The 12,689-nt window shown below is 37.7% G+C and carries 11 protein-coding genes and 1 pseudogene; 2 read left to right on the top strand and 10 right to left on the bottom strand.

What is annotated here, in order from left to right; genetic code table 11:
- Positions 1-33: 33 nt before the first annotated feature.
- The 4 genes from HWQ49_RS07455 to HWQ49_RS07440 are packed head-to-tail and all read right to left on the bottom strand — an operon-like array spanning position 34 to position 1,989.
- On the bottom strand, positions 34-663 hold the full coding sequence (locus HWQ49_RS07455) for a hypothetical protein (protein ID WP_188206978.1): 630 nt from the start codon (positions 661-663) through the stop codon (positions 34-36).
- Positions 664-697: 34 nt separating this feature from the next.
- Positions 698-1,423: a gamma-glutamyl-gamma-aminobutyrate hydrolase family protein gene (locus HWQ49_RS07450; RefSeq protein WP_188206977.1), complete on the bottom strand. Its 726-nt coding sequence runs from the start codon at positions 1,421-1,423 to the stop codon at positions 698-700.
- Between the two features lie 27 nt (positions 1,424-1,450).
- Positions 1,451-1,714 carry a hypothetical protein gene (locus HWQ49_RS07445; RefSeq protein WP_188206976.1) on the bottom strand — a complete coding sequence of 88 codons (264 nt, stop codon included), beginning with the start codon at positions 1,712-1,714 and terminating at the stop codon, positions 1,451-1,453.
- Between the two features lie 17 nt (positions 1,715-1,731).
- Positions 1,732-1,989, bottom strand: a complete 258-nt coding sequence (locus HWQ49_RS07440) for a hypothetical protein (RefSeq protein ID WP_188206975.1) — start codon at positions 1,987-1,989, stop codon at positions 1,732-1,734.
- A 193-nt stretch (positions 1,990-2,182) separates the two neighbouring features.
- Between HWQ49_RS07440 and HWQ49_RS07435 the strand changes: the two genes are divergently transcribed.
- Positions 2,183-3,610, top strand: a complete 1,428-nt coding sequence (locus HWQ49_RS07435; RefSeq protein ID WP_188206974.1) for a hypothetical protein — start codon at positions 2,183-2,185, stop codon at positions 3,608-3,610.
- A gap of 98 nt (positions 3,611-3,708) precedes the next feature.
- On the opposite strand, the gene HWQ49_RS07430 is transcribed toward HWQ49_RS07435, so the two are convergent.
- From HWQ49_RS07430 to HWQ49_RS07405, 6 genes and pseudogenes are all read right to left on the bottom strand, one after another.
- Positions 3,709-4,899: a DUF4317 domain-containing protein gene (locus HWQ49_RS07430; RefSeq protein ID WP_188206973.1), complete on the bottom strand. Its 1,191-nt coding sequence runs from the start codon at positions 4,897-4,899 to the stop codon at positions 3,709-3,711.
- Between the two features lie 153 nt (positions 4,900-5,052).
- Positions 5,053-5,457 carry a globin domain-containing protein gene (locus HWQ49_RS07425; protein ID WP_317450918.1) on the bottom strand — a complete coding sequence of 135 codons (405 nt, stop codon included), beginning with the start codon at positions 5,455-5,457 and terminating at the stop codon, positions 5,053-5,055.
- 173 nt (positions 5,458-5,630) lie between these two features.
- Positions 5,631-6,770: a tetratricopeptide repeat protein gene (locus HWQ49_RS07420; protein WP_188206972.1), complete on the bottom strand. Its 1,140-nt coding sequence runs from the start codon at positions 6,768-6,770 to the stop codon at positions 5,631-5,633.
- Positions 6,771-7,000: 230 nt separating this feature from the next.
- A pseudogene (locus tag HWQ49_RS07415) lies at positions 7,001-7,150 on the bottom strand (SDR family oxidoreductase); the annotation flags it as partial.
- Positions 7,151-7,246: 96 nt separating this feature from the next.
- Entirely contained in the window at positions 7,247-8,932 is a 1,686-nt protein-coding gene (betA, locus tag HWQ49_RS07410; RefSeq protein WP_188206971.1) for a choline dehydrogenase, read from the bottom strand.
- 635 nt (positions 8,933-9,567) lie between these two features.
- Complete coding sequence (locus HWQ49_RS07405) at positions 9,568-10,188, bottom strand: LbetaH domain-containing protein (RefSeq protein WP_188206970.1); 621 nt, start codon at positions 10,186-10,188, stop codon at positions 9,568-9,570.
- Positions 10,189-10,545: 357 nt separating this feature from the next.
- On the opposite strand from HWQ49_RS07405, the gene HWQ49_RS07400 reads away from it, so the two are divergent.
- Complete coding sequence (locus tag HWQ49_RS07400) at positions 10,546-12,228, top strand: M20/M25/M40 family metallo-hydrolase (protein WP_188206969.1); 1,683 nt, start codon at positions 10,546-10,548, stop codon at positions 12,226-12,228.
- The last annotated feature ends 461 nt before the right edge of the window (positions 12,229-12,689 follow it).

The following is a 12,689-nucleotide window of genomic DNA, read 5'->3' as shown; positions in this document are numbered from 1 at the left end:
ACCTCCCGGATTTTGTCGAATTTGAAGTACTTGTTATTGTACCTGTTTAATTATTTCTTGTAGCTCTGCTCTGTTGTAGTTGTCTGCGATTCCGGGTTTAGTAATCAAATATTCTAAAATGTCACGGTCTTCTAGTGATAAGGTGGTTTTTAATCCATGAATAATCATGCTTAAATATTCTTTCGAGGGTTTATTGAAAGGCACGTCTAAATCCCAGTCTGCGGTAAATGTAAAGATTGGGTGGCCACCTTCTTCACCTAAATACACAATCGTTCCATACCAAGAATCTCTAAAAGTTTTATATCCCTTCTCCATCACTTCATCTAGATCAATATCAACCTCAGCACCGTTATTCTCTTGTTTTACGACATCCATAAATTGTTCTTCAGTGATTAAATATTTACTACTATACGTCTTAAACTTCTTATCCTCTTTTAGTCCGATAAAAGCGACACCTTGTCTTTGCCAACGTCCTGATTCTTTAGCAAAGTATAAAGGATATCTCATAATATATGTAGCTTGATCAATAGGAAGCGATTGATCACGACAGCCAACTTCTTCTTGTTCAGAACCGATTGGACGACCACCTTTGATATAACATAAAAATCTTTCTCTACTTAAATTCGACCCATAGCTTGCGTACCAAACATAATTTTTAGACAACAGAACCACATCCAATTTTAAATTTTCAAAAGCATCAGTTCTTACACTCTATCACAAACGTATCAAATAGACGTTGCATTGCCAAATCATCACCAGCCATCTCTTCAGGATGCCATTGAACTCCCAATACCACTGGTGAAGATAAATCAGTTACTTCAACTGCTTCAATCACACCATCAGGAGCCTCTGCGACACTTTTTAGATGCGAAGATAACTGATCAATAGACTGATGGTGAAAACTGTTCACTTGGTAATTGGTGCTACCCAGTATTTGATAAAGCCTACTTGTTTGATCAATCCTGATATCATGAGTAGGCTCTGGCCTTTCAGCTTGCTGATAATGATTGATAGCATTGGGAATGTTCGTTTCAATATCTTGAATAACCGAACCACCTAAGCCCACATTTAAGATCATCGCCCCTCGGCAAAGACCTAGAATTGGCTTCTTCTGGTTCATTGCTTGCCTTACTAGTTCCATCTCAGTTTGATCACGCTTCTTATTCGTCTTCTTAATTTGTGGAGATGGATTGTCACCATAAGAGTTAGGATCGATATCCTCTCCTCCAGTTAGGATAACCCCATCACAATGACTAACCCACACTTTCGTCATCTCCTGCTTACCTGTTGGAATGACAACAGGTACTCCTCCTGCTTTGATAACTACATCAACCAGCTTTTTATGTATATTAAAACTCGGTATATTATTATGGTTAACACTTGAACAAGTTAACCCAATAACAGGTTGTTTAGATGTTGTCATTATAAACTCTCCCGTCATTTTAAACCACTATTGATATAAAGACTTTACCTGCTTTAGATCATCAATTAATTGCATGATTTCTTCTTGATCTAACTGAAACGGAATTTGGTCATATAACGTAATAACCTGTCCACCATCTTCATATTTGTGACGCTCTAAATACTGATACAAACTATCGATCTGGGCTTCATTTAGTGTCGATTCAGTCGTTAAATGTTTAACTCTTTTTAACGAAAATTCATTGTTTGGTTGATCAAACTGTCCTGAAATAATCTCACCATTAACATCCATTTCATTACACCTCCCATTTACTGAAATGAATCTAACTCATCAATTGCTTTGATCTCTTCATGTTGGCAATTTTGACAATAGAAATAATGTAAACATTGATGGTTTTCTAACGACTTAGGATCCCCATCAAACATCTTCACCATATCAATATCCATATAAGCACTATAATCATCAAAGTAATCAGTTAATTTCCCATGATCATCCAGGTTTGAATGACATTTTGAACACTCTATAGAAACCTTCGCTAAACCATTACATAAAGGACATAAATTCATCATCTCAACTCCTATATTTACTACATAAAATGGCTCAAGAAAGAGTGTTTTATTCTTATACCTCAGAGAAACGAGTAAGGAATCCGGTGAACGCGAATTCTCTGACTAAACACCTCATCTGTCACACTTGCCCAAAAGTCTACATAAGAATAACCACAGATTTCTACATTCCGAGAAAAAGGAGTTAGCGTACATGGAACTAACTATGGCTCATTGGCTATATCTGATCGGGACATTATTGATCATTTTAACAATGTTGTTTAGACAAAACGTGGTCGTCCCAGCATTGATCATGGCATTTTTCGTTGCTTGGACCTATACAGGGTCTTTCCTTGACGGGGTTCAAGCAATTTTCAATGCGAACTTAACAGCTGCGACTGAGCTGTTTAACATCTTTTTAATTATAGCGATTATGACAACTCTCTTACGCTCTATACAGTCGATCGGTGCAGATGAACAAATGATCCAACCATTCCAGAAGATTATGAGCACTGGTACACTGTCATTTTGGATCCTTGTTGTCGTAACATACTTTTTATCACTATTCTTCTGGCCAGCACCAGCAGCACCTTTAATTGGGGCATTACTCATTCCGGTTGCTATTAAAGCAGGACTTCCACCAATTGGAGCGGCAATTTCTATTTCCCTAGCTGGTCACGGAATGGCACTATCATCTGACTTCATCTTAAAAGTTGCCCCAGAATTGACGGCATCAAGTAGCAGTGCACTAGAAGCAAGTGCTATTGGCGAGCAAACATTGATCTTATCTCTTGTTGCTGGGGCAGTGTCACTAACAATTGCTTACTTTATGATTCGCAAACATATTAAAAAGCCAGCTAAAGAAAACCTCACCGAATGGGAAGAAAGTGGAGATGACGACTTAAATATTAGAGTAGATGACACTAACGTAAAGAAAGGTAAATACAGCCCAGTATTCGCTTTTCTCGTCCCTGCCATCTTCTTAGTCATTGTTACGTATGTCGTTGTTGCAACATTCACTGACTTCGTGCCAGCTATTGAAGACGGCGCTGGTTCGGCTCTTGTTGGTGGTACAGCGATTATCTTAATTATTCTCATGTCACTATTCCGTGACTATAAGAAGACATTACAAGAAGTTAGCGACCACATTGTTAGTGGGTTTGTCTTCGCCTTTAAAGTTATGGGGCTTGTCATTCCCGTTGCAGCATTCTTCTTTATTGGCAGTGGAGAGCTTGCAGGACAAATTCTTAATACAGACCCAGAAACAACACCTTCTTTCTTATTCGACTTAGTTCAAGAAGGTCAGGCGTTTATTCCGGATAACGCTTTATTCACGGCATTAGGTGTATTAATTTTAGGTATGGTTTCAGGACTTGACGGATCTGGCTTCTCTGCTCTACCATTAATCGGTTCATTATCTGAAGCACTAGCTGCATCAACTGCAATCGACCCAACAACACTAGCCTCTATCGGCCAAGTCGGTGCTATTTGGGTAGGTGGTGGCACACTTGTAGCATGGTCACCAATCATCGCCATTGCTGGTTTCGCTAAAATATCTGTCATAGAACTCGTAAGAAAAAGCTTCATACCTGTCGTAATTGGCTTGCTGGTTACTACTGTGTTTGCCGTATTGATGTTTTAAATAGGTTTAAACGAAAAATCTTGGACATATAAAATGGGAGGTAATCTTATAAAAAATTACCTCCCATTAATATTTCATAATCATTCATTTTTAAACGATCATTCTTCATGATCTTTAGCTTTTTGCACTAAAGCCTCAGGAATCATTTCAAATCCTTCAATCACAGTATTTTCTTCTACTTCAATCATAAGGCATAACTTTCCACCTAACTGAGTTTGGCGTACATACTTTAAATCTTGTGGACTGACCGCGATGTCAGCTACTTTGGTCTTAATTTTGATTGATTTAGAATTGTACTTAGGCACAATATTACTCGCTTTTAGTTCATAAGATTCATCATTAATCACGGTTTTGAACGCTTCTTGCACTTTTTCAGGTTCAGCTTCTTTTACCCCACTACTTTTCAGTACTTTTTCCACATCTTTATAGTCCAACTTAGGGATTTCTTCCTCTTCGTTTTCCTCTACCGTTCGATTGATTTCCTCATATACATTAGAAAGTGTCGTCGTGTTAATTTGGTCACCAGCCACTTTCCTCATCACTTCTTCAAACACAATTTTATCCTCTTGAGCTGTCATCATTTCTTCAGCATTCAGAACTTGCTCGATGAAATAATAATCCGGTTCATTGGCTTTCCCAGCAGAATAAAGCACGTGATTAACATCGGCTGCATTTTCCGTAAAACAAGGGAACAAAAATCCTGATATTGGAGCTTTAAGGTTAATAACTGGATCGACGACAATATTGTATTTAAACTCCTTTTGCACATAGTCAAACAGTAGTTCCTTTTTCGGGTCTTGTGTTTTATTTACACTACACAAAATGAATGGATGAGTATAAACCGTATCACGCTCACTCTCTTCTGCTTCTTCATTACGTGGCTTGGTAGGCTTCATATATTCCCCGCGAATAAAGCTCACAACTACATCCATCTCATATTGTTTATCCTTTAGCATCTTCTCAACAAGACGCAGCATTTGACCCTTCCATTCCTCAGTGTCCTGAGTCAATAACCCTTGATGAAGAATGAGCTGACTATTATCTTCTACATCACGTTGGAATTTTAATTCAAACAACTTCTGATCTAACTGTCCGGTTAACACCTTTTTGAAATTATTCATAAATAACTCTTGCTGTTCTTCTTCCATAAAATCAAACGACATACTTTGATGATGATAAATTTCGCTTGATTCTTTCATGATATAGACATTAAAAATCTCATGTATGTTTAACAAATCATTATTCACTTTAAATTGTTTGCGTATATTGGCAATATCTTTTTTATTCAAGTTGTTCCACTCCTATGTGATGTTGATTATAAATACATTCCTTCATTTTAGCATATATCGTAACCATTCTTATAATCTAACATATAGATTAAAGAGGCAAAAAAATACCTGTCTCTTTCTACAAAAGTAGAGAAAGACAGGTAACTATTCATATTAATTTGTCTCCTGGCGGCTAACCATCAAAGGTGCAACTTTAGTTAACTTTTCATAAAACTCCTGTCCAGCCGGAGTATCGTACAGATCGATTGCTTTTAACGCTTCTTTCATACAATTCAACCAACATTCAGCCTGTTTGAGCGTGATTTCAAAAGTTTGGTGTCGAGATGGCATTGCAGGTGGTCCAAACTCATCACTATAAAAAGTTGGCCCACCTAAAAATTGGGGTAAAAACATCCGTTGCTTACGCTTAATTTCTTCAATGTCGTTTCCTTCAAACAGTGGCTTTAACTCCTCATCTTCATATACACGTGGATAAAACTCGTCAACAAGCTGATTGACCGTCTCTTGCCCACCTATTTCATCATAAAGTGATTGATTCTGATTCATTTTCCCACCCACTCTTTTTACTCCTATTATAAAAGGGATGGGCATGACATAATGTGATATTAATCACAACTAAAGATAATAATTGAGAAGTCTCTTACAGTCTGACAAATAAACCCTCACAAACTGGTTGAACCAACATTTGTGAGGACTCTTCAACATAATTAGTGTTATAGGTTTATAGGTTATTACTGCATCCGTGCTTTTTCATTCGTCAGTTTAACGAATTTATTTTCATAGAAACGCTTCTTCTTCTGATTCCCCGTACTTTCAAAGAAAGCAATCGTGTCTCCTAGGGCATTTTCCAATAGCTCATAATCCTCAGTTTGCTCAAGTTGCTCAATTGCCTTTTCATAATTTTTCCCTGCTGCTACCTTGTCTGATTGCTCTTGATTCTCCAAGCAATAGGCGTACTGCATATAGATCATACCTAGCTCACGATAAGAAAAATTAGGATTATTTAAATGAATGTCGATCGCTTTTTCATAATATGGAACAGCTTCATCAGGTTTAGACTGAGCAAAGTAATTATAGGCCATTTCCGTACAAGCCTCAGCATGTACAAACTTTCCGGATAAAGAGGAATCCTCTAGCATCGGAATGGCTTCATGTAAATAATTAATCGCTTTTTCATATTGATCTTTATTTCCATACATCTTCGCCATACTGACTAAGCTATTAATCTTCACTTCCTGATTCGATTCATCGGCCATTTCAATCGTTTGTTCCAAATAGTTAATCGCCTCGTCTAATTCATTAATCTGAGAATGAAGTGCACCAAGTTTAAAGTTTAGAAATAGAACCATTTCTTCGTAAGGTCCTTCTGCCTGTTGGAAATGAGCTAAACCTTGTTTATAGTACTTGATTGCCCGTTTAAACTTCTCTAAATTCTCTTCAGCCTCACCTAATACTAAGTAAGCACGAGCCGCTTCTACTTGATCATACGATTCCTCTTCCTCCATTTGTTTCACCGCATCTGACATTATTCTTCTAGACAGCTTAAGATCACACATAAAAGCAATGTTCCCAAATAAAATTAAATCATCAATCGACTGGTCATGTGAACCTTGATACAAGCTATTAATGATTTCAGCAGCCTTTTCGTTATCATCCATTTGCGCATAACAAGTAGCATCAAGTAATAATAAGACCTTTTTTAAAACTTCATCAGGCTCATGCTTCTTGCGATACTCATCTGTTTTAGCTAGAACATTTTCAAACTGATTACCTTTAAATTGATCAACAATCTCATTTAAGTCTGCTTCATTATTCTCAGTTTTATATTCTTTCAGCGTTTCTTCTAAATTAAAAATATCCATTTTAGACATAGGATTACTCCTTCTTGTAACCTTTTTAACCTTAGTGTAGCAGGTTATTGAGGAATATAAAAATGATTAGATAAAATACCTTATTAAAACACCTTTTGTGTGGGCATATCGGGAATAAAAACTACCAATCTTATAACTCAATAACCTCGACCAAATAAATAACCGTCCTTTTCTAATAGTGAAAAGAACGGTTTTACAATTTAAATGGAGTTTTATTTTCCTTAAATTAATTAATCTGCCTGCATACCACCATCGACATTATAAAGCGATCCAGTTACAAATGGAGACTTATCAGAGGCTAAGAATAGAACAACTTCTGCTACATCTTTTGGAGTGCCAAATCTACCTAGCGGAATACCTTGCTTAATTGCTTCTGCAGCGCTTTCTGGGTCATCTGGGCTAAAGCCTGCAGTTTAGTCTGCAGGCTTTATTTAATATTTATAACTTATAAGGCTTCTTAAAAAGCTATTATTTTCTTATTTCTTTACTGTACCAGCATCAGCTGGATCTACTCTATGACGATAATAATCGGCATGAATCGGCTTAAGGGGTTCTTTTCCAAGAATCAAGTCTGCTGCCTTTTCTGCGAGCATTAACACGGGTGCGTGAATATTTCCGTTCGTGACATAAGGCATAGCAGAAGCATCGACCACTCGTACGTTGTCAAGACCATGAACCTTCATCGTTTCTGGGTCGACAACTGCCATAGGGTCAGAAGTTGGTCCCATTTTTGCTGTACATGACGGATGAAGAGCTGTCTCTGCATCTTTGGCTACCCAATCCAGAATCTCTTCGTCAGTTTTAACAGAAGGACCTGGTGAAATTTCACCTGAGTTATAAGGTTTCATAGCTGGCTGAGACATGATTTCTCGTGAAATACGCACGGCTTCAACCCACTCGCGACGATCCTGTTCCGTAGAAAGATAATTATAGACCATACTTGGATGTTCTTTAGGGTCCTTAGAACGAATCTTTAATGACCCACGAGCATCAGAGTACATAGGTCCAACATGTACCTGGAATCCGTGATCAGTATCTGCTTTTTGTCCATCGTACCTTACTGCTACCGGAAGGAAGTGGAACATCAAGTTAGGATACTCGACATCCTCGTTAGAACGAACAAATCCTCCACCTTCGAAATGGTTAGTTGCTGCAGGTCCTTTACGTCCAAGTAACCACTGCAAACCGATCCAAGGCATACGTGCTTTATTTAAGTTTGGTTGTTCAGAAACTGGTTTGGGACATGAGTATTGAATATATGTTTCAAGGTGGTCTTGAAGGTTTTCACCTACTCCAGGAAGATCAACCACTGGTTTAATGCCAAGTGAAAGCAAATGATCCGCATCACCTACACCTGAGAGTTGAAGAAGCTGTGGCGTATTAATTGCTCCACCTGATAGGATAACTTCACCAGCATCAACATGATGTGTCTTCCCATTGCGTTGAAAGGTCACACCCTTAGCTCGCTTACCATCGAAATCAATACTTGTCACAAAGGCACGTGTTTTCACTGTAAGGTTCGGACGTTTCATAGCTGGACGCAGATAGGCACGTGATGCTGACAAACGCCTTCCTTTATACACGTGTTTATCAAACGGACCGAAGCCCTCTTGTCGATAACCATTTACATCAGGAGTTCGAGAGTAACCTGCCTCAACCGCTGCATCAAAAAAGGCCTGGAATAAAGGATTTTTAGCTGGTCCGCGTTCTAATTTTAGTGGACCATCATGGCCACGCAGTTCATCATCTGGATCCGCCGCTAAAGCAGTTTCCAGGCGTTTAAAATACGGAAGACAATGGGCAAAATCCCATGATTCCATCCCCTCATCAGATCCCCAACGCTCATAATCCATTGGGTTACCTCGCTGATAAATCATGCCATTAATTGAACTTGATCCTCCAAGTACCTTACCTCGAGCATGCTTAACACGTCGTCCACCCATATAAGGTTCTGGGTCAGACTCGTATCTCCAGTCATATAAACGCTTCCCTGAGGGGAATGGTAAAGCAGCTGGCATTTGAATCAACAAGTCCCATGGATAATCACTACGTCCTGCCTCTAGAACTAGAACATTACGAGTCCCATCTTCACTTAAGCGATTTCCGAGTACAGAACCCGCACTACCGCCTCCAATAATAACAACGTCATAAGATTTATTCATCTTCAAGACCTCCTTGGATTTTGATATGGAATGAAGTGGTCAAAACTATATTGAAACCATTCATTAGAATTCCTCCTTCAATAATGAAAACAGCTTAATAGCTTGATAGTTTTTAATAACTTTTCCTTAATCTATTTCACATCTTTAGGTTGGGGGTGGCATGGGTAAGCATAGGTTCTATGTACTCCTAACCTAATTTCCTTCAATCCTGATTACCTATAACCACCCACAAAGCCTGTGTTAATAAGGATTGATATGCCATCACTTTTCCAGAACGGATAAATCCGTTACCTGATAAGCAACTCTCCTTCATTAACTTTGTTAAATTTTTATTTAACGTTCTTAACGATTTTAATTTACCATAGCATTTTGTTTTTGTAAACCGACAACCATATTCTTTTTTTATCAAAATAAAAGTTAGTCAAACATGTTAAATAGTAGACCGTTTTTAGGGTGAACACTTTTCATTCAATAAAAAACCTGTTAATAGAGTTGTCTTCTATCAACAGGTAGGTGATTTAGTCCCATAAGGATGAGGGGTTTAAAGGTAGTGGTAACTATATAATTTGATAAAAAATCACATTCACACAAAAAAGTGACTCAGCAAGAATTATGTCTGAGTCACTTTGCTATTTCTATGACAAAGTAAAAGCTAAAGGTGTATTCTGACCATATGACTTTCCTAGGCGATAATAATGATCAACAATTTTTTGATTTAAGTCTTGGAATTCTTCAGGTACTGGTGGGAGTTGGTCTGCTTCTTCTTGTTCCCACACCGATTGTCCGGGTGCAACAAATCGATTATCACCTATCGTTACTCCATTCGTCACCGTCGCATTGTGCATGATCACACAATCTCTTCCAATAATAGCATCATAAATACTGGTATGCTGTCCAATAAAAGTATTTCTACCAATAAACAATGGACCGTGAACAGCAGCATGGTGCAAAACACTGTTCTCACCTTCTAAGTAAACTCCCCATCTCTGACCATCAACAACCACGTGTTCTCGACCTGGATGTACATGCATTAAAACATTATCTTGTATGTTTGTGTATGGTCCAACATGATAAGGATATCCCGAATCTGCACGGAGCAAATTTTTAAATCCCACAAACACTTCATCATCAATTGTGATGTCACCTATAATCATGGTGTCTGTTCCAATAACAGATTTTGGACTAATTTTGGGATAACTAATACTCGTCACTTCTGCAACTGGAGGGTTATGATAAATAATTGGGTTTAGATTCATACAGTGTTCTCCTTTTTCTAACTTTTGAAATTCACAAGACTTCCATTCCTTTAAAAAAGGCTAAATAAAAGAAATCTCGTCATATTATTAATTGAGAAGTACTAGGCTCCTCACCCAACTTCTAATTTATCCTATGTCATTGGCATTCTATTGGTTACTTAAGCGTTTAGTAGTGTTTGATTTTTCAGCATCATTTTGCTAAAGTTTGACCAAGTAGTTAGAAAACTATATACACACATAAATGTGGCCAAAGTAATCCACAGATCCTTTTAGTTACTAGAAACGTCAGAAAAATACCATCAGTTTGTCAACTGATGGATTTTGTATATTTGTAGAAAAATCCAGGGGGAATATCATATGAGTCAGTCAAATATAAATAAGTTGTCGTGTCGGGAAGAGATCTTATCAATTACCAAAAGTTTAGTAAATGTTAATAGCATTGTGAATACAAGTGGAGAACAAGACATTGCCAAAACCGTTTATGATTATTTGGCTTCCCACCCTTATTTTGAAATGAAGCCTTCCCAACTCGTTATGGAACAAACGATAAATGATGATAGAGAGCGTTATAATGTACTCGCCCATGTGAAAGGAACAAAGGGGAAAAGCAATCGTACCATTGTATTAATGGGGCATCTAGATACGGTTGGCGTTGACGATTTTAACCAACAACGCGATCTAGCTTTCTCCCCAGATGATTGGATGGAATATTTACAAAGTGAACAACTACCAGAACAAATACAAGACCAATTAAAGTCAGGTGATTGGCTATTTGGACGTGGTGTTCTTGATATGAAAAGTGGTCTCGCTAGCAATATCTATCTACTCACCTATTATGCTGAACATCCTGAATTACTAGATGGTAACCTCGTATTGATTGCAGAATGTGATGAGGAAGATAGTTCTAACGGTATTTTATCTGCTTTAAAGACGTTAAAGAAATGGAAAGAAGAACATGCATTTGATTATGTAGCAGCCATTAATAGTGATTTTGTTGCTCCAGCGTATGAAGGTGATGAAAACCGTTATGTGTATAAAGGTACAGTAGGAAAATTATTACCTTCCTTTTTTATCACAGGTGAGGAAACTCATGTTGGATCAGCCTTCGATGGGCTTGACCCAAATTTCGTCGCTGCTGAACTTACCAAACAAATCAATTACAATCCAGACTTGAGTGACGTTGGTTTAGGTGAATCCACTTTACCACCAGTTTCCTTAAAACAAACAGACTTAAAACCATCTTACACAGTGCAAACCGCATTATCAGCATATGTCTACTATAATTTCTTCGTGCATTCCTGGTCACCGGAAAAAGTGCTCGAATTATTAAAAGAACAAGCTACCATTGCTTTTGAGAATGCATTAAGTTCTTTTGAAGAACGTTATCAACAATATTGTCAGGTGAGTCAGCAGCCATACCGCTCAATTCCTTGGGAACCACGTGTCTTTACGTATAGTGAAATGCAAGAAATGTTAACACGTACACACGGAGAATCTTATGAGCAACATATGAATGATTTTAAAGAAGATCTATTACAAGATGAAACACTTGATATCCGTATGTATGCTGCTCGTGTCGTCGAAGAATCATGGAAGTTTATGCCCGATAAAAGTCCTGCAATCATTGTCTTTTATTCTTCGTTATATTCACCACGTGTCGCATTAACAGGAGAAACACAAGACGAGCAAAGGTTATTGGCTGCATTGGATCATGCCATTAATGCCCTTCAACCTGAGTACAAACACCCGATAGCCGCAAAAAACTTCTTCCCACACATATCTGATATGAGTTTTGTTGCGATGAGCGATCGGATGATTGAAATTGATTATGCAGTGACTAACACTCCATCATGGGGCCAAAAGCTACACGTCGCATATGAAGATGTAAACGAATTAAATATTCCCGTTATTAATATAGGACCATACGGAATGGACGGGCATAAAAAACTGGAACGTATGGAAATGACTTATTCACTAGAAATTGTGCCGAATTTAACTAATCATGTTATTCAGGATGTATTAAATCGGGAAGAATCATAAAGCTTTTATCAAAAATTAACTACCCCCTCACCATTGGTGAGGGGGTAGTTTCCATTAGGTTATTCATCATATCTTTTTAATTTGATTTTCAAAAAAGTATTGAAAACCATAAAAACGACTTTAAAAAATAATAAAGGAAGAATTGAAATTCATTAAATCGTACTAGTTGATAGTGCTTTAGCTTTTTAGCTATTCTTGTGATTGGAAAAGCAAAAAATGCATTTACAACTGCATTAAGTAATACAAAGCTCTTAAACCTTCCATAGGTCCACCTTAAAATCCATAAGGACCCTACAAAAAACGGCCCAATGATATAAGGAAACTCCCCAAACAAGACTGACTTTGGTTTATTATAAAATACCCACCATTTCCGATTTTTCCCGACGATTGTCGTCATTAATTCCACTAGGTAAATTAGAAAAGTAGCCTGAAGGAACCTTTTGAACCGGCGTTGTCCGAAA

The sequence above is a fragment of the Alkalibacillus aidingensis genome (assembly GCF_014595945.1).
GTDB lineage: Bacteria > Bacillota > Bacilli > Bacillales > Alkalibacillaceae > Alkalibacillus > Alkalibacillus aidingensis.
The sequence above is the reverse complement of the archived record's forward strand: the minus strand, read 5'-3'. Positions and strand labels throughout refer to the sequence as shown.